The organism is Candidatus Thiothrix putei (assembly GCA_029972225.1).
GTDB classification, from domain to species: Bacteria; Pseudomonadota; Gammaproteobacteria; order Thiotrichales; family Thiotrichaceae; genus Thiothrix; species Thiothrix putei.
The window spans coordinates 583,224-604,619 of record CP124756.1; the positions used below are offsets into that span (position 1 = coordinate 583,224).

A 21,396-nucleotide genomic window follows, 5' to 3' on the forward strand; every position below is an offset into this window, starting at 1 on the left:
GTTATCCACAGGCTGCTCACAGGTTTTTGACAAGATGTTGTGCTTGACCGTTAGCAGAAACACATCCTATAGTATTTCTCTAGAAGAAATCCACTGTTAGTGGTTAACCAATAATTCTCGGTATTGTCAAGCCATCCGGGCCTCATGAGGAACAAAAATGCAATCCGTCAACGCATCAGAACGGCAACCCGCCAACCCACCATCCGCCCTGTTTACTGCGTCCGCCAAGCCGTTGGCAACGTGTAAAGTGATCCGCCGTAACGGGCAAGTGACGGATTTCGATGGCAGCAAAATACAGGTCGCCATGACCAAAGCATTTTTGGATGTGGAAGGCAGCAATGCTTCTGGCTCTGCCCGTATCCACGACACGGTGGGCAAGCTAACTGTGCAAGTCGTGGACGCTTTGCTACGCCGTACCCCGGAAGGCGGCATGGTGCATATCGAAGACATTCAGGATCAGGTGGAACTGGCGTTAATGCGTGCAGGCGAACACAAGGTTGCGCGTAGTTACGTGCTATACCGTGCGGAACGCGCCCGGTTGCGTGCCGAAAAAGATGCCAAGAGCAAGAAAAAAGGCAAAAAATCTGAGAGTGTCATCCACGTCAAAATGGCTTCCGGCGACCTGAAACCGCTGGACGAAGATCGTTTACGCAAAATCGTGGCGGAAGCGGTGGACGGCTTGGAAGGTGTCAGCGCAGAGCAGGTGATGTCTGCGACCATGCGCAATTTGTATGACGGCATTTCCGAAAAAGAAGTCGCCACCGCGTTGATTATCAGCACCCGCGTCATGATTGACCGCGAACCCAACTATTCGCAAGCCGCTGCACGGATGTTGATGGATAGTTTGCGCCGCGAAGCCTTGAGTTTCCTCGAAGGCCAACACACCGAAGCCACCCAGCACGAAATGGTTGAGCTTTATGCCGAAGTTTTGAAAAAAACCATTCAGATCGGGGTAAAGGTCGAGCGTTTGGCGAATGATTTAGGGCGTTACGATCTGGCGAAATTGGGCGCGGCGCTTAAGCCAGAACGCGATTTGCAGTTCACTTACCTCGGTTTGCAAACGCTGTATGACCGCTATTTCCTGCATCACGACGGGGTACGTTTTGAGTTGCCGCAGGTGTTTTTCATGCGCGTGGCAATGGGCTTGGCAATTAACGAAGTTGAGCGCGAAGACCGGGCGATTGAGTTTTACAACCTGCTGTCCAGCTTTGATTTCATGAGCAGCACGCCGACGCTGTTTAATTCTGGGACATTGCGTCCGCAGTTGTCGTCTTGCTACTTGACCACCGTGCCTGACCATTTGGAAGGGATTTATGACGCGATTAAAGACAATGCGTTGCTGTCGAAATACGCGGGTGGCTTGGGCAATGACTGGTCACGGGTGCGCGGCATGGGGGCGCATATCAAAGGCACGAATGGCAAGTCGCAAGGCGTTGTGCCGTTTTTGAAGGTGGCGAATGATACGGCAGTAGCGGTCAATCAGGGTGGAAAACGGCGCGGCGCAGTCTGTGCCTATCTCGAAACTTGGCATATCGACATCGAAGACTTCCTCGAACTGCGCAAAAACACGGGCGACGAACGCCGCCGTACCCACGATATGAACACCGCGAACTGGATTCCTGATCTGTTCATGAAGCGCGTGGCAGCAGAAGCCGAATGGACGCTGTTTTCCCCCGACGATGCGCCTGATTTACATGATTTGACTGGTAAAGCGTTTGAAGCGCGTTATGCCGAATACGAAGCCAAAGCAGCACGCGGCGAAATGAAATTATTCCGCAAAGTACCAGCGGTGCAGTTATGGCGCAAAATGTTGGGGATGATCTTTGAAACCGGGCATCCGTGGATTACGTTCAAAGACCCGTGCAATGTTCGCTACACCAATCAGCACATGGGTGTAGTGCATTCCAGTAATCTGTGTACTGAAATTACCTTGCATACCAATGACAGCGAAATTGCGGTGTGTAATCTTGGTTCAGTCAACCTGACCGCGCACGTCAACGACGGCAAGCTGGATGTGGCAAAACTCGAACGCACCGTGACCACCGCGATGCGGATGCTGGATAACGTCATCGACTACAATTACTACAGCGTGCCGCAAGCGCGGAAATCCAACCTGCGCCACCGTCCGGTCGGCATGGGGATCATGGGTTTCCAAGACGCGCTGTACAAAATGAACCTCGCTTACGCCACCACTGAAGCGGTCGAATTCGCCGATCAAAGCATGGAAGCAGTGTCGTATTTCGCGATTCGTGCTTCCAGCAACCTCGCGGCAGAGCGCGGCAAATATCCGAGCTATAACGGCTCGCTGTGGAGCAAAGGCATTCTGCCCATCGACTCGCTGGAATTGCTGGGCGAAGAGCGCGGCGAATATTTCATCGTTGACCACACCCAAACGCTGGATTGGGATGCATTGCGCAACCAAGTCAAAGCCCAAGGAATGCGCAATTCCAACGTGATGGCGATTGCGCCGACCGCGACCATTTCCAATATTTGCGGCGTGTCGCAGTCCATCGAGCCGACTTACCAGAACCTGTTCGTCAAATCCAACTTGTCGGGCGAATTTACTGTCATCAACCCGTATCTGGTGCAGGATTTGAAAGCACTCGGTATGTGGGATGAGGTGATGATCAACGACCTCAAATACTTCGACGGCTCGCTGCAACCGCTGGATCGCGTGCCGGACGCGCTCAAAGCCAAGTATGCCACCGCGTTTGAAATCGACGCACGTTGGTTGGTCGAAGCCGCCAGCCGCCGCCAGAAATGGATCGACCAAGGGCAATCGCTCAACCTGTACATGAAAGAGCCGAATGGTACGAAGCTGGATAATCTCTACAAACTGGCGTGGGTACGCGGGCTGAAAACCACCTATTACCTGCGCACTTTGGGGGCGACGGGCGCGGAAAAGACCAGCTCGGATGATTCTTCGGCAGCGGATAGCGTGGCGGGGATTAAGCGGGCGGCGAACTTGGTATCGGTGGGGTCGGAAGCACCGAAGGCGTGTTCGTTGCTTGATCCAGAGTGTGAGGCTTGCCAATAACGCTATGTTAGCAACCCTTGAACAAGCCCAATTGGGGGTGTCAATACAAACTGAAAAGCAGCGTAAGTTGCTGCTTGGTCAGTTTTTTACACCTGACAATGTTGCACGATTTATGGCGGGTCTGTTCATGCCCGCATCTGGGGGGGAGTGCCATTTGCTCGATCCCGGTGCCGGTATCGGTTCATTGGCGGGGGCGTTTCTTGGGCGATGTAGGCAGGGAGATTTATGTTTTGATTCGCTGCATATTACTGCGTGTGAATTAGACTATTCGCTCCATCACGAATTGCGAAGAACCTTATCGGGCGGTGAAATACATGGCGGTGATTTTATTGAGTGGGCAGTGAATAGCCTGCAGTTCAATCAAGCAGGGAAATTTACGCACGCGCTATTGAATCCACCTTACCAGAAAATCCGTTCGGATTCTTTGCACCGTACTTTATTGCGTCAAGTCGGGATTGAGACGGTTAACCTTTATTCTGCCTTTGTTGCCCTAACGCTGCTGATGATGGTTCAAGGTGGGCAAGTGGTGGCGCTTATTCCCCGTAGTTTTTGCAATGGCCCTTATTACCGTCCTTTTCGGGAATTACTCTTGAAACAGGCAGCAATTCGGCATATCCATTTGTTTGGTTCGCGTAGCAAAACATTTAAAAGCGATGGTGTGTTGCAAGAGAATGTCATCGTGGTATTGGAACGTGGCAGTGTGCAAGGTGATGTGACCATTACCCATTCTACCGATGGTCGATTTGCAGATATGGTGACTCATCGTCACCCTTTTTCACAGGTCGTGCGGACGGATGATTCAGAATATTTTATTCATGTGCCTACTTCATCTGCGAATAACGAGGAGGATATGCCGCCTGCTTTACGGCATTCGTTAGATGAAGTAGCGATTCAGGTATCAACTGGTCCGGTGGTTGATTTTCGTTTGAAGGAGTACCTAAGGAATGCGCCAGAGGTAGGCACTGTGCCGTTACTTTACCCCACCCATTTTACTGGTGAGCAGATTGTATGGCCTAAGTTGAGTAAGAAACCCAATGCCATTCAGTGCAATGTGGCGACGGAAAAATGGCTTTACCCCAGTGGTTTTTATTGCGTGGTGCGGCGATTTTCCAGCAAAGAAGAGGCGCGGCGGATTGTGGCCAGCGTGGTTTACCCTGAAGCTTTTGGTGGCGCTGAAAAACTGGGGTTTGAGAACCATCTGAACGTTTTCCATGAAGCTAAGCAAGGTTTGCCGAAAGCATTGGCTTATGGTTTAGCGGTTTATCTGAACACTACTTGGGTAGACGAACGTTTTCGGCGTTCCAGTGGACATACGCAAGTGAATGCGACTGACCTTCGGGTGATGAAGTATCCCAGTCGTCAGGCTTTGATGGCTTTGGGAGAGTGGGCGATGTGCAGCGGTGCATTGACGCAAGGGGTGATTGATGAGCAAGTTGCCGAGTTGGGTGAATTATGAATAAGCTGGTTGAAGAGGCTCGCCAAATTCTGGCTTTGTTGGGGTTGCCACCGGCGCAGCAAAACGAGCGATCTGCACTATGCCTGCTGGCATTGTTGAACCTTTCACCCAATAAATCTTGGTCGCAAGCGGAAAATCCGTTGATGGGAATCACACCCATGATGGATTGGATACGCGCCCACTACCAAAAAGAGTACGCACCGAATACTCGTGAAACGGTACGTCGCCAGACTATGCATCAGTTTGTTGATGCAGGTTTCGCACTCTATAATCCCGACAAGTTAGATCGCCCAGTGAATAGTCCGAAAGCGGTTTACCAAATTGAGCCGGAAGCACTGGCGTTATTGCGCTGTTTTGGTGCGGGTGAATGGCAGAATAATTTGAGCATATACCTTGCTTTGCGCCAGACCTTGGCCGCGAAATATGCAATGGAAAGGGAACACCGCCGCATTCCTGTACAAGTTGCCACCAATACCACCATTACCCTTAGCCCTGGCGAACACAGCGAATTGATTCGGGCGATTATTGAAGATTTCGCCCCGCGCTTTGCGCCCGGTAGTGTGCTGGTTTATGCCGGAGATACGGGGGATAAGTGGGGCTATTTTGATGCGGCGTTGTTGGTGCAACTGGGGGTTCGTGTCGGTGTGCATGGAAAAATGCCTGATGTGGTACTGCATTTTGTGGAGAAAAACTGGCTGTTGCTAGTGGAATCTGTGACCAGTCATGGACCAGTCGATGGCAAACGGCAAGCTGAGCTGAAACACTTGTTTGCAGGTGCGCAGGCTGGCTTGGTTTATGTGACGGCTTTTCCGAATCGTTCCATAATGAGCCGTTATTTGGGGGAGATTGCATGGGAAACGGAGGTGTGGGTAGCTGATGCACCGTCGCACCTAATTCACTTCAACGGAGTGCGGTTTTTGGGGCCGTATGATCATGCGGCTGATGAAAACTAATTGTAGTCGAAGCAAGGACACCCGTATCCTCAGTCTAGAACTGTTCTCAGGTGCGGGCGGATTGGCAAAAGGGTTAAAGCTTGCCGGTTTTCATCACGTCAAATTGGTGGAGTTCAACAAACACGCTTGCGCCACCCTGCAAACTAATTTCGGTTCAGAAAAAGTTTTCGCAGGAGACATTCGTGATTTCAGCTATGACGGTTTGCAAGGCGTGGACATCGTGGCAGGCGGCCCGCCATGTCAGCCGTTTTCCTTGGGTGGCAAGCATCAGGCGGATCAGGATCATCGCGATATGTTCTCCTATGCCATCAACGCCATTCGCGAGCTGCAACCCAAAGCGTTTATTTTTGAGAACGTAAAAGGCTTGTTGCGCTCATCCTTCGCTGATTACTTTGAATACATCGTACTGCGCCTGACCTTTCCCGACTATAAACCAAAATTCGGATTGGATTGGCAGTTACACCTGCAATTACTCAGAAAGCTCAAGTACGAAACCCATCAAGGGCTGAAATACAAGGTGGCTTATCAGCTTGTCAACGCGGAGGATTACGGTGTGCCGCAAAGCCGCGAACGGGTTTTCATGGTCGGTATTCGTGCTGATTTGGATGCGGAATGGATATTTCCCACCCCTACACATTCCGATAGTCGCTTGTTGTGGGACAAATTTGTGACAGGCGAATACTGGGAGAAACACGGTTTGGCGCACGACCAACGTGAACAGCCGAATGCAGCAATCCAAAAGCAAGTGAATGCGCTCAAAACCCGTTATGGCTTGTTCCCGCCTGCGCTGAAACCTTGGCAAACCGTGCGTGATGCGTTGGGACATTTGCCAGACCCGCGTTCTGATCATGCTATTCCTGATCACATTTTCCGTGATGGCGCACGAGTGTATCCGGGGCATACGGGCAGTGATCATGATTTGCCTGCCAAAACATTGAAGGCCGGTGGGCATGGCGTACCGGGCGGTGAAAACATGCTGCGTTACCGTGATGGTTCGGTGCGTTACTTCACCGTGCATGAAGCTAAGCTACTGCAAACTTTCCCGGCAGCTTTTTATATTGAAGGGGCATGGGGTGAGGCAATGCGGCAGATCGGGAATGCAGTGCCAGTGCATTTGTCCCAAACATTCGGCAAGGCTTTGCACACAGCATTGCAGCAAGCAAAGCCAGCCTTTGAACAAGCAATGCCGTTGGCTTATAGGGCAGTTGGATAAACTATGGAATTGACTACTGAAATCCTTTGTACCGAAGCTGCCCGTTTTGCTGCTCTCGAAAGTCAACATCCTGAGCCATCGCTGTTTGGAGTTACAGATGGCAAGGCTGTTGGCACGTATCTGGAACACAAATTCCGGGCATTCTTGCGTGGACGAGGGTATCAATTTGAGGAGGGTAATTCTGCCAATGGCATAGACTTTCCCTGTTTATTGGTCGATATGAAAGTCACCAGCATTCGTCAGCCGCAGTCATCATGCCCGTTCAGATCAGCACGGCAAAAAGTGTATGGACTAGGTTATTCGTTGATCATTTTCGTGTACGGCAAAACGGATGATGAGTTTGCCCGTACTGCTAATCTGAATATTTCTGATACGATCTTTGTGGAAGCAGAAAGTACTGCGGATTTTCAGATGACCAAGGGCATCCGTGACATTCTGGAGAATGATGGCAACAGGGATGATCTGGTAGCTTTTCTGTCAGAGAAAAATCTGCTTGTGGATGAGATCGGTTTGGATAATCTGGTGGCAGAAATTCTGCAAAATAAACCCAAGCAAGGATACCTGACTATTTCCAATGCCCTGCAATGGCGCTTGCAATATTCTCGTGTTATTGAAAAAGCAGGAAATGTTGACGGTGTTCGAGCTGTGTATCGGGGACAGCAAGTATGACTACCGCTGCTTCCCGTAAACAACGTATTGAATTTGGCGACTTTCAAACCCCAGATACCTTGGCAGTAGCGGTATGTAAGCGTTTGTATGATTTGGGAGTTCGCCCCGAAGTCGTCATTGAGCCGACGTGTGGGGTTGGTGCTTTTGTTTTAGCCGCAACGCAAACTTTCCCAACAGCAAAAAAAATCATGGGTTTTGAGGTTAATAGCGACTATTTGGAAACCTCGCGTTTACGTTTGCAGCATGAGCTGGAATCAGGGCGTGTTTATTTGGCTCAAGCTGATTTTTTTGCAACCCGCTGGCAAGCTATTTTGGAACAAGCTTCAGGTGCTTTGCTGGTATTGGGAAATTTTCCTTGGGTAACAAACTCAGTCCAAAGTGGCATCGGTGGGGTCAACTTGCCGCGTAAAGCCAATTTCCAACACCATAACGGGCTTGATGCTATTACGGGCAAAGCCAATTTCGATATTTCGGAATGGATGCTGCTGGAGGTGTTCCGTTGGATGGAAGGGCGGCAAGGTGATGTGGCAATGCTGGTGAAAACTGCGGTTGCCCGTAAAGTACTTGCCCATGCCCAACGGCAGGGCTTGGCATTAGCTAGTAGTTGCATCATTAAAATAGACGCGAAGAAGGCTTTTGATGTGTCGGTCGACGCTTGTTTGCTGGTGGTGCGTTTCAACAGTGCCCTGGTAGCAACAGATGAGTACCAAGTATTTGATAATTTAGAATCGACACAGGGGCAGCGTGTCGGGCATCGGTTGGGGTTGAGCATTGCTGATCTGGATGCGTTCGATGCCCATGTTGCGTTGGTGGGGAAAAGCCCTGAAAAATGGCGTTCTGGTGTCAAGCATGATGCGGCTGCGGTAATGGAACTGACTCGTCATGGGCAAACATTGAAAAACGGCTATGGTGAAACAGTTGATCTGGAATCGGATTATCTTTATCCCCTGATGAAAGGTTCTGATATTGGTAGTGGTAAAGGTTGGAGGAAGAAATACCTGCTGGTTACTCAGCGGTATGTCGGTGAATCAACAGATAGTATCCGTACACGTACACCAAAAACATGGGGATATTTGCAAAAACATGCTGATATTTTAGGAGCGCGTGCCAGCTCTATTTATATAAAAAACCCGCAATTTTCGGTCTTTGGCGTTGGTGCTTATTCTTTCCGACCGTGGCGTATCGCCATTTGTGGGTTGTATAAGTCACTGGATTTTCGCTTGATTGCACCGATAGAAGGAAAACCTGTGATGTTTGATGACACGGTATATTACTTGTCATTTGATGACGAGGCGGCAGCACAAAAGGTTTTCGCACTGTTGCATTCTGAAGCAGCAAAAGAATTATTGTCTTCGCTCATTTTCTGGGATGAAAAAAGACCAGTGAAGGCTAGTATTTTGAACTTACTGGATTGGTCTCGCTTGCAATCCAATAAAACTCAGGCATTGCAAGGCCAGCTTTTGTTCGGATTTTCTGCATGAAAAAATTACCACCTGCCAGCATCAAACCTTCAGTTTAGTTGGCATTCAGCATTTAGGAGAGTAAAATCATGACGCTTAATTGGGATAACCCACTTGCCGCGCCCGTGCCACGCACGAACGGCTACCAACCGGCTTTTAGTCTTGACGAAGTGTTTGTTGAAGCAGCTACTGTGGAGGTAGATGAAAGTGAGTTCAGTGCAGAAACCCAAGGCGCAGTTAAATCGCCAACGGAGTCGGCGTCGGTTACAACGACGTTAACAGAGACGGCTTCTACCCATCGTGTGGAAGCCGTTCACGTAGCACCAGAACCTTTCAAGCCTCAACAACCGATCAGCAGCGCTGACAAGCGCGTGGTCAACGGCAGTGGCGACATCAACCAACTGGCACCGTTCAAATACCCGTGGGCATGGGAATTTTTCCTCAATGCCAACAAAAACCACTGGACGCCGCTCGATATCAATATGGCGCAGGATGTGCATGACTACCATCACAACCTCAGTCCGGCGGAACGTCACGTGTACGAAAATGTTCTTGCGTACTTGACCACCTCCGACATTCTGGCGATGCGCAATATCGGTTTGGCGGTCATGGAAAAAATGACAGCACCCGAATTGCAAATTTACCAAGCCCGTCAGGTTTACGAAGAAGCATTGCATACGTGGACTTACCAGCATTGCATCGAAACCATTGGTTTGGATCAAGTGGAAATCTACAACCGTTACCGCGTCGTGCCGGAAATCAACGCTAAAATTCAATTGGCAAACCGCCGTTTAAACGATGCCTTGCGCCACGACATTGACTTGAAAAACCGTGATGACCTGCACAGCTTCGTGATGTCATACACGTTCTTTGCGGGGATTTTTGAAGGTTGTTGGTTCTACAACGGCTTTTCGCCGATTTTTGCGCTGCAACGTCGTGGCATGATGAAAGGCACGGGTGAGCAATTCCAATACATTATGCGTGACGAAGTGTTGCACGCTTCCTTCGGTATCCGCGTGGTGCGCCAAATCATGCAGGAAGAAAACGTGACACTCGACCCGCAAGCGGTGCGCGATATGTGGGATGAGGCGGAAGCAGCCGAAATCAACTATTCCAAGTACATCCTGCCGACCCCGATTTTGGGTTACAGCCAGCAAGATCACCACGAACAGTTCCGCTTTATTGCCAATCGTCGGGCGCGTCAGTTAGGCATGGCTGAACCATTTCCCGGTGCGCAAAACGCGCTGCCTTGGTTGGATGAGCAGTCCAATATGCGCAAGGAAAAGAATTTCTTTGAAACCCGTGTGACGGAATACCAAACCGGTGGAGCGTTGAAATGGGATTAAGCCTGTCGATGGCCTAAAATGCAAAAAGCCCGGCTGAATTCAACCGGGCTTTTTTTATGCCGTAACGAAAGCAAGGACACCATCCCGAAGAATGATGCCCTTGCTAGGATCGTCAGTGGGATACGTGATTCCCACCTTGAGAATTACTTTGCAGCAGCAGGTGCAGCAACTGGTGCTTGTGGTGCAGCCATTGGCATAGCAGGAGCCATCATTGGAGTGCTACCAGCTTTGGCAGTTTGTGCATTGCCAGTCGCATTGCCGTTGCCATCACCGTAGCCATAGCCGTTACCAGCGCCGTACCAGTCACCGTTGCCTTTGCCGTTGGCAGCCATGTCGGTATCCATGTTAGTGCGGCCTTTGCCTTTGAAAGTGATAGCGAAATCAACTTCACCGTCAGCGTCGCCTTTACCACGACCCCAGCCGTTTGCGTCGCCATTGCCTTTGCCGTAGCCAGTGCCATCAGCAGCAGTAGAACCAGTGCCTTGACCAGCAGTGTTAGCAACGCCAGAACCGTTGTCGAAGCCGTCGAAGAATTCAGCAGAAGCAGCGCCAGAGATAGCGATCAGGGCAGCGAAAGCGATAGCTTGTAATTTCATGTTTAAGTTTCCTAGCAAAGTGATTTATGTGTAAGTTCAGTATGAGATAATTCTAATATTAGAATTTCCTAATGTAAAGCGTTTTTTGACGTTTTGTGGAACTTTTTGTAAATCGTCTGACAAACGGGTGTAATGCTGCGAAAATGCTACGCTTTGTGCCATGAGGAATCCTATGTCTGAGACGTTATCGCGCCTGCGTACCGAGCTGATTGCGGCGGGGCAATTTTTTCATTCGCGTGGCTGGGTTCCGGCTACTAGCAGTAATTTTTCTGCCCGGTTAGGCGATGCAGAAATCCTCATTACCAGTTCGGGGCAGCATAAAGGCAGGCTGGATGATAATGGGTTTTTGCGAGCCGATTTGCAGGGTAATGCGTTGGATGCAGGTAAGCGCCCCTCGGCGGAAACGGGCTTGCATACCGTGATGTACCGGCGTGACCCTAGGGCCGGGTGTGTGTTACATACGCATTCAGTTAATGCAACGGTGCTGTCGATGCGCTTGGCTCAAGTGGTATTCGATGGCTATGAGGTGCAAAAAGCCTTTCCCGGTGTTGATACGCATGAGAGTCAGGTGGTGATTCCGGTATTCCCGAATAGTCAGGATATTCCCGCGTTGGCAGCGGACGTGGCTGCTTATTTGGATGCAAACCCGCACACGGTCGGCTATTTAATTCGTGGGCATGGCGTGTATACGTGGGGTGCGACGGTGGCGGATACGCAGCGTCACATTGAGGCGTTAGAATTTTTGTTTGAATGTGTTTATCGGCAAATGCTATTAGACAGGTAGAACCATGAGTGAACTGAAAATTTATGCGGATAACAACCCGCAACAGGCTGAAACGTATACCGATTACGCCACGATCAGTACCTTATTGCAGGTGCAAGGCGTGCGTTTTGAACGTTGGGAAGCCAATGCACCCTTGTCGGATGCGGCAACGCAAGACGAAGTGATTGCCGCGTATCGTGCGGATATTGACCGTTTGATGGCTGAAAACGGTTTCCAGAGCGTGGATGTGGTCAGTTTAACGCCTGATCACCCCGATAAGGCGCTGTTTCGCCAGAAGTTTTTGAATGAACACACGCACACCGAATACGAAGTACGCTTTTTTGTGGACGGGCAGGGTTTGTTTTACCTGCATCTGGGCGACAAGGTATACACGGTGTTGTGCGAAAAAGGCGATTTGATCAGCGTGCCAGCGGGTGCAACGCATTGGTTTGATATGGGGGCGAATCCGCGTTTCAAGGCCATTCGCTTGTTTACCAATCCTGAAGGTTGGGTGGCGAATTTCACGGGTAATGATATTGCGGAGCGTTTCCCGCGTTTGGAGAATTGAGCATGATTAAGGCGATACTCACGGATATTGAAGGCACGACCACTAGCCTGTCATTCGTGAAAGACGTGCTATTTCCCTATGCAGATCAACAGATGCAGGCGTTCGTGGTGGCGCATCGCCAAGATCCCACGGTGGCAAAGCTGATAGATGATGTGCGGCTGGAAACCGGCAATGCGGTGTTGTCATTGGCGGAAGCGATTGCGCAATTGCGTCAATGGATTGCGGAAGACAAAAAAATTACCCCATTGAAGGCGATTCAAGGCTTGATGTGGGAGGAAGGCTACCGTAATGGCGATTTCACCGGGCATGTGTATGAAGATGCAGTGCGCCATTTATTGCACTGGCATGAGCTTGGTCTGAAATTGTATGTCTATTCGTCGGGTTCGGTGTATGCGCAGAAGCTGTTGTTCGGTTATTCTGATGCCGGTGATTTAACCCCGCTGTTCAGTGGCTATTTCGATACGGCGGTTGGGCATAAGCGCGAGGCTAAATCGTATCAGACGATTGTGGAAGCGCTTGATTTGTCGGCAAGTGAGATCCTGTTCCTGTCGGATATTGCGGAAGAATTGGATGCTGCCGCGCAAGTGGGTTTAAAAACGTGCTGTCTGGTTCGCGAAAATCAGCCAACGGCTACCTTGCAGCACCCTTGCGTAAAAAACTTTGATGAGCTGGATGTGATGAGCATCACGTAATCAGGCTGCATAATATGACTATTATTTAAGACAATCATTTTATTTTACTGACGGGCATATCCCCCATGAATATTTTTCCGATTATCCTCGCAGCGGGTCAAGGCACTCGGATGCGTTCCGCTTTGCCAAAAGTTCTCCACCCGATTGCAGGCAAACCCATGCTGCAACACGTGGTGGATGCTTGTTCTGTGCTGCAACATTGCGAAGTGGCTTGTCACATGGCGATTGTGTACGGGCATGGCGGTGAATTGGTGCGTGAACGCATTCAAGGTGAAAACCTGAATTGGGCATTGCAGTCGCAACAAAAAGGCACTGGGCACGCGGTTAGCCAAGCCATTCATCTGGTTGACAATGATGACGTGGTGTTGATTGCTTACGGGGATGTGCCCTTGATCCGTTCGGCAACCTTGCAACGTTTGGCACAGGGTTTGTCAAACCATGCCTTGTGTGTGCTGACTACCGAATTGGCAGACCCTAAGGGCTATGGGCGTATCGTGCGCGATGCAGCGGGGCAGGTGCTGGCGATTGTGGAAGAAAAGGATGCTGATGAGGCACAACGCCAGATTTGTGAGGTGAATACCGGCTTTATTGCGGCGCGTGGCAGTGATTTGAAGCGTTGGTTGCAACAATTGACCCCGCAAAATGCCCAAGGTGAATATTACCTGACCGATTGCGTCGGTTTGGCGGTGGCGGAAGGTGGCAGTGTGAATACGGTGCTGTGCCCTGATCCGGTTGAAGTGGAAGGTGCAAATAACCGTGTGCAATTGGCACGTTTGGAACGTGCTTGCCAGCAACGTCAGGTCGAAAAGCTGATGCTGGACGGTGTGACCGTGGCTGATCCTGCGCGTTTGGATATTCGCGGCACGGTTGAAACCGGGCAGGATGTATTCCTTGATGTGAATGTGGTGCTCATCGGTAAGGTCAAGTTTGGCAATAACGTCACGGTGGAAGCGGGTTGCGTGATTCAGGATGCTGAAATTGGCGACAATACGCATATTAAGGCGCACTCGGTGATCGAATCAGCCGTCATTGCGGAAAATTGCGACATTGGGCCGTTTGCCCGCCTGCGCCCCGGCACAGTTCTTGCTGCAAAAGCTAAGATTGGCAATTTCGTCGAAACCAAAAAAGCCATCATCGGCAAGGGTAGCAAGGTGAATCACCTGAGCTACATCGGCGATACTGAGATGGGCGACAACGTAAATATTGGTGCGGGCACGATTACCTGCAACTACGACGGTGCAAACAAACACAAAACCGTCATCGGGGATGGCGTATTCGTCGGTTCTTGCACGCAATTGGTTGCGCCGGTCAGCGTTGGCGACGGTGCCACGATTGGCGCAGGTTCAACCATTACTAAAGATGCTCCGGCAGGTGAACTCACCTTGTCCCGCGCCAAACAAATGACCTTGAAAGGCTGGCAGCGTCCAGTGAAGGAGAAAAAATAATGTGTGGTATTGTCGGCGCAGTTGCGCAACGTCCGGTGGTGGAAATTTTATTGGAAGGCTTACGCCGTCTGGAATACCGTGGTTATGACTCGGCTGGGGTCGCGGTCATTCGTGACATGGGGGATTTGGTGCGCAGCCGTGCCGTGGGTAAAGTTGCCGCGCTGATGGAGCGTCTTGAAGGTGAGCCGATTGACGGCAAGCTGGGCATTGCGCACACCCGTTGGGCAACGCACGGCGTGCCAGCCGAACGCAATGCGCACCCGCATTTCAGCGGCGAATGGGTCGGTTTGGTGCATAACGGCATTATCGAAAACCACGTTGAATTGCGTAAACGTTTGCAAGATGACGGCTACCGTTTTGATTCGGATACCGATACCGAGGTCATTGCGCATTTGATCGACATCTTCCGCCGTCAGGGTGTGAGCATGTTGGATGCGGTGATGGCAGCGCGGTGTGAATTGCACGGTGCGTATGCAATGGCGGTAATTTCGCCGGATGAGCCGGATACGCTGATCGTGGCACGCCAAGGCAGCCCGCTGGTGCTGGGTTTGGGGATTGGTGAAAACTTCATTGGTTCAGACATTCAAGCACTGTTACCCGTGACCAGCCGCTTTATCTATCTGGAAAATGGCGATGTGGCGCGGATTACCCGCAAAAAGATCGACATTTTTGACCTGAATGGCGAGCGCGTGGAGCGTCCGGTACGTGAGTCGAATGCGTCGATGTGTTCGGCAGAATTGGGCGACTATCGCCATTTCATGCTGAAGGAAATCTTCGAGCAGCCGCAGTCGGTGACGGGGACATTGGAAAACCGGTTGGCGGGCGATCATGTCTTGCCTGCCTTGCTGGGTGTGCCGGATGCGTTGGAACGCTTGGCGCAAGTGGAGGAGATTCAAATTCTGGCGTGTGGCACGAGCTACCACGCGGGTTTGGTGGGGCGTTATTGGATTGAGGCGAATACGGATATTCCATGCAACGTGGAAGTTGCCAGCGAATACCGTTACCGCCGTCAGCCGCCGCGCAAGAACATGCTGTTCGTGACGATTTCCCAATCGGGCGAAACCGCTGATACCTTGGCGGCATTGGAAAAGATCAAGGAAAACCACGGTGCATTGGCAACGCTGACCATTTGCAACGTGGCGGAAAGCTCCTTAACCCGCGAATCCGATATGTCGCTGATGACAATGGCAGGCCCGGAAATTGGCGTGGCATCCACCAAAGCGTTTACGACACAGTTGGTGGCGTTGCAATTGCTGATGGTATTGCTGATGCAAGCCAAGGGTGCGGATAAAGCCAAGGTCGCGCAGATGGTGGCAGATTTACGCAAATTGCCTGCGCTGATCGAGCAAGCGTTAGACCTGAACCCGAAAATCGAAACACTGGCAGAACGTTTCATCGAGAAAAACCACGCGCTGTTTTTGGGGCGTGGCGAACTCTACCCGATTGCGATGGAAGGGGCGCTCAAGCTCAAGGAAATTTCCTATATCCACGCCGAAGCCTATCCTGCCGGTGAACTCAAGCATGGCCCACTTGCGTTGGTCGATAGCGAGATGCCGATTGTCACGGTAGCACCCAATACGGCTTTGTTGGAGAAACTAAAGTCCAATTTGGAAGAAGTGCGTTCGCGCGGTGGTGAGTTGTATGTGTTTGCCGACCGCGAGGCGCATATTGTCGCGGCGGATAATTTGCATGTGCTGGAAATGCCACACGTCCCTGAAATGCTTGCGCCGATTGTGTACACGATTCCGTTGCAATTGCTCTCTTACCACGTGGCGGTGTTGAAAGGCACGGATGTGGACAAGCCGCGCAATTTGGCGAAGTCGGTGACGGTTGAGTAGTATTGAGAAATTCTAGCGTAATGGCTCTTTAGTATTGAATCCCTTCGCTATGGGATTTGTAGCAATAAAAGTACAATCTTATATTCTAATGAACCAGCGGCAGTGTCGCTGGTTTCTTTTTAGGTAATGCACAGGAATTAGGTGGGAGGTAAGCATCAACATGGGTAGCTGGCTAGTGTCACTGCTAAGTGACTGGAAAGAGCGTTTCACGCCTTATATGGGCTGGATTGGTGAATTGAAGAATCCGACAGTGTTGAAAGCTGATGCGATGGCGGGTTTGACCGTGGCGTTAGTGTTGATTCCGCAGTCAATGGCGTATGCGCAATTAGCAGGCTTACCGCCTTATATTGGTTTGTATGCTTCCTTTTTGCCGGTCATGGTGGCGGCGATTTTTGGTTCTTCTCGGCAGTTAGGTACGGGGCCGGTCGCGGTAGTTTCATTGATGTCAGCGGCGGCAATGCAGCCGTATGCGGCAATGGGGCCGGAAACCATGATTGCTTACTCGGCGATGTTGGCGTTGATGATCGGTATTTTCCAAATGTCGCTGGGCTTATTGCGTCTGGGGGTGTTGGTTGACTTTTTGTCACATCCGGTGGTGGTTGGGTTTACCAATGCCGGGGCGTTAATCATTGCTACCTCGCAGTTGCCGAAGATTTTTGGGTTGGATGTGAAGGCTGATCAGTTTGAACATGCGTATGAGTTTTGGTGGGCAACCTTGGCAGCACTAACTGATACCAAGATGACGACATTGATGATTGGTGCATTTGCGCTGACCACGTTGATGGTTTTGAAAAAATATGCGCCGCGTTTGCCTGGGGTCTTGATTACTGTGGTGGTTACTACCGTATTGTCTTGGGCAGTGGATTACAAAGGGATGGGCGGTAGTGTTATTGGCACTATTCCGGAAGGTTTGCCAACGTTTTCAATGCCGAATGTTAGTTTGGATTTCAAAACCTTGAGTTCCATGATGGTGACGGCGGCTATTATTGGTTTGATTGGTTTCGTTGAGGCAATTTCTATCGCTAAAGCAATGGCATCCCAAACCCGTCAGCGTTTATCAGCGAATCAAGAATTGGTTGGGCAAGGTTTGTCAAATATCGTGTCGGGTTTCTCCAGCGGCTACGCAGTATCTGGGTCGTTCTCCCGTTCTGCGGTGAACTTTGCATCAGGGGCAATGACGGGATTCTCCTCGGTGGTTACGGGTTTGCTGGTGGCGTTGACATTGTTGTTCTTGACGCCGTTGCTGTATCACTTGCCTCAAGCGACCTTGGCAGCGGTGATTATTATGGCGGTGGTTAATTTGATTAAGGTTGCGCCGATTAAGCACGCTTGGAAAGTGGAGCCGCACGATGGCGTGGTCGCAGTGGTGACGTTTATTGCGACCTTGGCGTTTGCACCGCATTTGGATAAGGGTATTTTGTTGGGCGTGGTATTGTCATTGGGTTTGTTCTTGTACCGTACCATGAGTCCGAATTTGGTTGAGGTTGCACGCCATGAGGATGGTTCGATGCGTGATGCGGCTGCTCATGGTTTGAAAACTAGCGATACGGTGGCGGTCTACCGTTTTGACGGGGATTTGTATTTTGCGAATACCGGTTATCTGGAAGGCAAGTTGCTGAATAATGTTGCACAGAAACCTAATTTGAAAGTTCTGATTTTGGATATGGAATCCATCGACCAAGTAGATTCGACCGGAGAAGAAATGCTTGAAAAGCTAGCAGATCGCCTCAAGTTTGCGGGTATTGAGTTCTATATTGCGCGAACAAAGTTGCGGGTATACGAGGCATTCCAGCGTTCTGGCTTGGCGAAGCACATTGGGGAAGAGCGTTTCTTCCGTGAGCGTAAATATGCGATCAATTATGCGAAAGAGCAGTTCGGTGATGCCATCGACATTGAGCCGTTTAAGCACTATATGCCTGCTTGATAAACGTTAATATCTTTTAAACAGGCCGCTTTTGCGGCCTGTTTGTTAAGGATTCATTCGTCTAAGGCAATCGTAACTGTTTTGTCGACATTAAACTCAACGCGAAACTCAGTGTGTTTGATGCGTTGATTTTGTTTGACTTCAGCACGGTATTTGCCTGCTGGTAAGTACACAGTACCACTGTGCCTAGGCAATTCTGCGACAGGTTCCTGTTGTTGATCACCTATATTAAAAATAAACCAATGGGCAGGTGAGAGCACCGATTGATTGTTCATGGTTGCGACTAGGGTTATCCGATTAGCAGAGGCTGGGCTAGTCAGCGCTAAAGCACATAAACCCGTTGCGATAGCTAGTGCTTTACGTGGGGGAAGTAAAAAACGAAGAACATACAGGGACATATCACCCTTCCTACGATATTAGTTATTGCTTTGATGCGACAGTATACAGCTAAAAAACTACCACTAATCGTAGTGTAATGCAATTTTTAACCAGTTTCTTTGCATGTAAAGGGATATGGCCTAGGGTTTGAACAGTTCTATTGAAATATAACTAAATCTACTCTATACTAATCAATATGAATAGATTAGTCCCCATCAGTGAAGCATCAAAACTGCTTGGCGTGTCAGTTCCCACCCTGCGCCGCTGGGAAGCGGAAGGTCGGCTAATCCCGGAACACACTTCCGGTAAACACCGCCGTTACGATATGTTGAAACTCAAGCCGGAACTGTTCCGTGCCAGCGAAGACAGTCGCAAGACGCTTGCCTACGCCCGTGTATCCAGTGCTGACCAAAAAGACGATTTGGAACGCCAAAAGCAAGTGCTGGAACTCTATTGTGCCCAACAGGGCTGGACATTCGAGCTAATATCCGACCTCGGTTCAGGCATGAACTACTACAAGAAAGGACTGAAACGCCTGCTCAACAAGATTTTGGTTGGCAATGTCGGGCGACTGGTCATCACCCACAAAGACCGCCTGCTGCGGTTTGGTGCGGAACTGGTGTTCTCCATCTGCGAAGCCAAACAAGTGGAAGTGGTGATCGTAAACAAGGGCGAAGACACCACCTTTGAGGAAGATTTGTCAACCGATGTGCTGGAAATCATCACGGTTTTCTCGGCACGGCTGTACGGCTCACGTTCGCGCAAAAACAAAAAGTTGCTGGACGGGGTAAAGAAAGCCGTGGAAGAATCGCAAGTATGATCATCAGCCACAAAATCCGCCTTGACCCCAACCATAAGCAAGCGACGTACTTGGCGAAAGCCGCTGGTACAGCACGGTTCGCCTACAACTGGGCGTTGGCAGAATGGCAAACCCAATACGCCGCATGGAAAGACGATAACACCCAGTCAAAACCCAACCAAATGGGCTTGCGCCGCCAATTGAATGCCATCAAACGCGAACAATTCCCCTGGATGCTGGAAGTCACCAAAAACGCCCCGCAAATGGCAATTATCCAACTCGGTGCAGCTTTCAAGAACTTCTTTACGGGGCGAGCCAAGTACCCGCAATTCAAAAAGAAAGGCAAAAGCCGCGACAGTTTCACCCTCACCAACGACCAGTTCAGCCTTGACGGTTGCCGCATCCGCATTCCCAACCTTGGGTTAGTACGGATGCGGGAAACGTTACGCTTTTCCGGTAAAATTCTCTCTGCCACGGTTTCCCGCACCGCTGACCAGTGGTTCGCCAGCATCACCGTGGACACCACCTCAAACCATCTCCCGCCTGCCAAAAACCAAGGCACGGTAGGGGTGGATTTGGGCGTATCTGCACTGGCAACCCTATCAACGGGGGAAAAAGTGGTTGGGGCAAAGCCGCATAAAGCCTTGCTTTCCCGCCTAAAACGGCTCTCGCGCAGCCTGTCCCGCAAGGTCAAAGGCAGTGCCAATCGCCACAAGGCAAAACAAAAACTGGCAAAACTTCACGCACGTATCGCCAATATCCGCCAAGACAGTTTGCACCAACTCACCACGGATTTGACCCGCCGTTTTCACACCATCGGCATTGAGGGTGTGAACAAAAGTGCGGTAAACCTCATGCCGCCTCAGCGGTGTTTCGCCAATAATGCTTCCATTGCTGGTTTCCCCGCATGACCCTCAACGCCAACATATCCGCCGCATTATCACTTTTCCACCATGCCCCCGATTTTTTTAAGCGTTGCTGGATGATGTAACGGTGTGCACTTTCTATTTCGCCCGACCCCACGGGCAATCCGAGGGATTTTGCTGTCGGGTAATCTAGTTGCTCAATGCGGTTGCTCAGGTAACGGTGACAAGCTCGTACTGGGGCGTTACTGTCTTCTACCGTTTCTGCTTCGAGGAAAGGTTTCAGTGTGTCGATGACCGCTTGAGCTTGACCATCCTGTAGGGCTTTTTTCTGTTTGGCAAACCATTTATCCTTGTCCTTGAGGCATGAACAGCTTGCGGATGCTGCTGATAGGTATTCACAAACATGATAAAAATCAATCAGGTAATGTCCTTGTGTGCCAAATTGTTCATCCACTTGACGGTTGATCCAGCTTGCCCCATCACCCACCGCATGGAGGAACGTGCTTTTTCCAAATCCAGCACGGCAGGCGGTGTCGAATAAGATTTTTCCAGCATCTTCTACCGTGCCACCGAATATTGCGCCAAACGTTGGCGTAGCACTGCCTTTGGCGTGGGCAAGACACAGGCGGGCTTCTTTCCAGCTTTCCTTTTTGCCTTTGCGCTTGTCGGGGGCTGTTTCGTCAATCTCGACGATGGGGATCATGCTGCCGTCCATTTCGGCAATGACATAGGCTTTTCCCAACGTGCTTGGATAGTCTTTTATCAACACTTGGGATTCATGGATGCGTTTGGCGTGACCTTCGGTGATGTGTCGGATGCTGCTGGATGCCAGCCGTATCCCGTAATGTTCTTCTAATTTATCAGGCACTTGAGCAAATGAACAGTCCGCCCCAAAGTCCGTCACCGCCCGTTGCAGCGGGAGCGAACAGCCTCGGCAAACAACCTCGGCACTCTGGCTAAAGGGGCGGACACGCTTGCCGGGAATCCGGTAGACCGGTTCGCTTATGTGGATTTTTCCGTAGGTCGTGTGCCAATGACAGTTTTTTTTCCACTCTTTACATACTTCCCAATGCCTTCTTCACAGGCTGGGGCTGTGCATTTTTCTACACGTTTGTTTGCCCATGCAGTGATCGCATCATTTCCCATTTGGCGCAGTTCTTCTATCACCCGCTGTTCGGCGTCTGCTGCTTTGATAATGTCATCACCGGCATTTTCAACCACCTCGATTAGCCCTTCCATCCGAGCTTTTAATGCGGGGTTGCGGTTCAAGGCTTCTAAAAGTTTTTGGTCGCGGGAGCTAACTGTCAACATGGGAAAGTCCTTTTTCTCTGGTTTTAGGGGATGCCATCTTAGTCTACAGGACACCGCACTTTTGTTCACACCCCGGCATTGA

17 protein-coding genes and 1 pseudogene are annotated in these 21,396 nt (G+C 50.5%); 15 read left to right on the forward strand and 3 right to left on the reverse strand.

All coding sequences use genetic code 11. The annotated features are described in order from the left end of the window. Positions 1 to 157: 157 nt before the first annotated feature. From QJT81_03085 to QJT81_03115, 7 genes are all read left to right on the forward strand, one after another. A complete protein-coding gene (locus QJT81_03085; GenBank protein ID WGZ94984.1) occupies positions 158 to 3,037 on the forward strand; it encodes a ribonucleoside-diphosphate reductase subunit alpha in 2,880 nt (959 codons plus the stop codon). Between the two features lie 340 nt (positions 3,038 to 3,377). Further along, positions 3,378 to 4,493 (forward strand): Eco57I restriction-modification methylase domain-containing protein, encoded by a 1,116-nt coding sequence (locus QJT81_03090; GenBank protein ID WGZ94985.1) that lies wholly within the window; start codon positions 3,378 to 3,380, stop codon positions 4,491 to 4,493. Further along, complete coding sequence (locus tag QJT81_03095; protein WGZ94986.1) at positions 4,490 to 5,446, forward strand: BsuBI/PstI family type II restriction endonuclease; 957 nt, start codon at positions 4,490 to 4,492, stop codon at positions 5,444 to 5,446. Before QJT81_03090 ends, QJT81_03095 begins: the two co-directional genes overlap by 4 nt. Further along, the gene (dcm, locus tag QJT81_03100) at positions 5,436 to 6,659 is read left to right on the forward strand and encodes a DNA (cytosine-5-)-methyltransferase (protein ID WGZ94987.1); all 1,224 of its coding nucleotides are present in this window, start codon (positions 5,436 to 5,438) and stop codon (positions 6,657 to 6,659) included. The genes QJT81_03095 and dcm overlap by 11 nt, the downstream gene beginning before the upstream one ends. Positions 6,660 to 6,662: 3 nt before the next feature. Then, positions 6,663 to 7,328, forward strand: coding sequence for a hypothetical protein (locus QJT81_03105; GenBank protein ID WGZ94988.1), 666 nt, complete (start codon positions 6,663 to 6,665; stop codon positions 7,326 to 7,328). A gap of 83 nt (positions 7,329 to 7,411) precedes the next feature. Continuing rightward, positions 7,412 to 8,809 carry a hypothetical protein gene (locus QJT81_03110; GenBank protein WGZ94989.1) on the forward strand — a complete coding sequence of 466 codons (1,398 nt, stop codon included), beginning with the start codon at positions 7,412 to 7,414 and terminating at the stop codon, positions 8,807 to 8,809. A 68-nt stretch (positions 8,810 to 8,877) separates the two neighbouring features. After that, a complete protein-coding gene (locus tag QJT81_03115; GenBank protein WGZ94990.1) occupies positions 8,878 to 10,134 on the forward strand; it encodes a ribonucleotide-diphosphate reductase subunit beta in 1,257 nt (418 codons plus the stop codon). 143 nt (positions 10,135 to 10,277) lie between these two features. Here the strand turns inward: QJT81_03115 and QJT81_03120 are convergent, their stop codons facing one another. Further along, positions 10,278 to 10,730 carry a hypothetical protein gene (locus QJT81_03120; GenBank protein WGZ94991.1) on the reverse strand — a complete coding sequence of 151 codons (453 nt, stop codon included), beginning with the start codon at positions 10,728 to 10,730 and terminating at the stop codon, positions 10,278 to 10,280. A 172-nt stretch (positions 10,731 to 10,902) separates the two neighbouring features. Between QJT81_03120 and QJT81_03125 the strand changes: the two genes are divergently transcribed. From QJT81_03125 to QJT81_03150, 6 genes are all read left to right on the forward strand, one after another. Then, the gene (locus QJT81_03125) at positions 10,903 to 11,514 is read left to right on the forward strand and encodes a methylthioribulose 1-phosphate dehydratase (GenBank protein WGZ94992.1); all 612 of its coding nucleotides are present in this window, start codon (positions 10,903 to 10,905) and stop codon (positions 11,512 to 11,514) included. Between the two features lie 4 nt (positions 11,515 to 11,518). Beyond that, a complete protein-coding gene (locus QJT81_03130) occupies positions 11,519 to 12,061 on the forward strand; it encodes an acireductone dioxygenase (GenBank protein WGZ94993.1) in 543 nt (180 codons plus the stop codon). Between the two features lie 2 nt (positions 12,062 to 12,063). Next, positions 12,064 to 12,753 (forward strand): acireductone synthase, encoded by a 690-nt coding sequence (mtnC, locus tag QJT81_03135; GenBank protein WGZ94994.1) that lies wholly within the window; start codon positions 12,064 to 12,066, stop codon positions 12,751 to 12,753. 65 nt (positions 12,754 to 12,818) lie between these two features. Continuing rightward, positions 12,819 to 14,198 (forward strand): bifunctional UDP-N-acetylglucosamine diphosphorylase/glucosamine-1-phosphate N-acetyltransferase GlmU, encoded by a 1,380-nt coding sequence (gene glmU, locus QJT81_03140; protein ID WGZ94995.1) that lies wholly within the window; start codon positions 12,819 to 12,821, stop codon positions 14,196 to 14,198. Then, positions 14,198 to 16,036: a glutamine--fructose-6-phosphate transaminase (isomerizing) gene (glmS, locus tag QJT81_03145; protein WGZ94996.1), complete on the forward strand. Its 1,839-nt coding sequence runs from the start codon at positions 14,198 to 14,200 to the stop codon at positions 16,034 to 16,036. Before glmU ends, glmS begins: the two co-directional genes overlap by 1 nt. Positions 16,037 to 16,196: 160 nt before the next feature. Then, positions 16,197 to 17,960 (forward strand): SulP family inorganic anion transporter, encoded by a 1,764-nt coding sequence (locus QJT81_03150; protein WGZ94997.1) that lies wholly within the window; start codon positions 16,197 to 16,199, stop codon positions 17,958 to 17,960. Positions 17,961 to 18,013: 53 nt separating this feature from the next. Here QJT81_03150 and QJT81_03155 read toward each other — a convergent pair whose 3' ends face one another. After that, the gene (locus tag QJT81_03155; GenBank protein ID WGZ94998.1) at positions 18,014 to 18,358 is read right to left on the reverse strand and encodes a hypothetical protein; all 345 of its coding nucleotides are present in this window, start codon (positions 18,356 to 18,358) and stop codon (positions 18,014 to 18,016) included. A gap of 176 nt (positions 18,359 to 18,534) precedes the next feature. Here QJT81_03155 and QJT81_03160 point away from each other — a divergent pair, with 176 nt between their 5' ends. Beyond that, the gene (locus QJT81_03160; protein WGZ94999.1) at positions 18,535 to 19,158 is read left to right on the forward strand and encodes an IS607 family transposase; all 624 of its coding nucleotides are present in this window, start codon (positions 18,535 to 18,537) and stop codon (positions 19,156 to 19,158) included. Next, entirely contained in the window at positions 19,155 to 20,048 is an 894-nt protein-coding gene (locus QJT81_03165; GenBank protein ID WGZ95000.1) for a transposase, read from the forward strand. Before QJT81_03160 ends, QJT81_03165 begins: the two co-directional genes overlap by 4 nt. On the opposite strand, the pseudogene QJT81_03170 reads toward QJT81_03165, so the two are convergent. Beyond that, positions 19,990 to 21,314, reverse strand: a pseudogene (locus QJT81_03170) (UPF0236 family protein). The gene QJT81_03165 and the pseudogene QJT81_03170 overlap by 59 nt on opposite strands. Between the last annotated feature and the right edge of the window lie 82 nt (positions 21,315 to 21,396).

Bases quoted from the DNA above. Each gene is read 5' to 3' on its own strand.
- QJT81_03085 (WGZ94984.1), top strand. From the start codon at position 158: ATGCAATCCGTCAACGCATCAGAACGGCAACCCGCCAACCCACCATCC.
- QJT81_03095 (WGZ94986.1), top strand. From the start codon at position 4,490: ATGAATAAGCTGGTTGAAGAGGCTCGCCAAATTCTGGCTTTGTTGGGG.
- dcm (WGZ94987.1), top strand. From the start codon at position 5,436: ATGAAAACTAATTGTAGTCGAAGCAAGGACACCCGTATCCTCAGTCTA.
- QJT81_03105 (WGZ94988.1), top strand. From the start codon at position 6,663: ATGGAATTGACTACTGAAATCCTTTGTACCGAAGCTGCCCGTTTTGCT.
- QJT81_03115 (WGZ94990.1), top strand. From the start codon at position 8,878: ATGACGCTTAATTGGGATAACCCACTTGCCGCGCCCGTGCCACGCACG.
- QJT81_03120 (WGZ94991.1), bottom strand. From the start codon at position 10,730: ATGAAATTACAAGCTATCGCTTTCGCTGCCCTGATCGCTATCTCTGGC.
- QJT81_03125 (WGZ94992.1), top strand. From the start codon at position 10,903: ATGTCTGAGACGTTATCGCGCCTGCGTACCGAGCTGATTGCGGCGGGG.
- QJT81_03130 (WGZ94993.1), top strand. From the start codon at position 11,519: ATGAGTGAACTGAAAATTTATGCGGATAACAACCCGCAACAGGCTGAA.
- mtnC (WGZ94994.1), top strand. From the start codon at position 12,064: ATGATTAAGGCGATACTCACGGATATTGAAGGCACGACCACTAGCCTG.
- glmU (WGZ94995.1), top strand. From the start codon at position 12,819: ATGAATATTTTTCCGATTATCCTCGCAGCGGGTCAAGGCACTCGGATG.
- glmS (WGZ94996.1), top strand. From the start codon at position 14,198: ATGTGTGGTATTGTCGGCGCAGTTGCGCAACGTCCGGTGGTGGAAATT.
- QJT81_03150 (WGZ94997.1), top strand. From the start codon at position 16,197: ATGGGTAGCTGGCTAGTGTCACTGCTAAGTGACTGGAAAGAGCGTTTC.
- QJT81_03155 (WGZ94998.1), bottom strand. From the start codon at position 18,358: ATGTCCCTGTATGTTCTTCGTTTTTTACTTCCCCCACGTAAAGCACTA.
- QJT81_03160 (WGZ94999.1), top strand. From the start codon at position 18,535: ATGAATAGATTAGTCCCCATCAGTGAAGCATCAAAACTGCTTGGCGTG.
- QJT81_03165 (WGZ95000.1), top strand. From the start codon at position 19,155: ATGATCATCAGCCACAAAATCCGCCTTGACCCCAACCATAAGCAAGCG.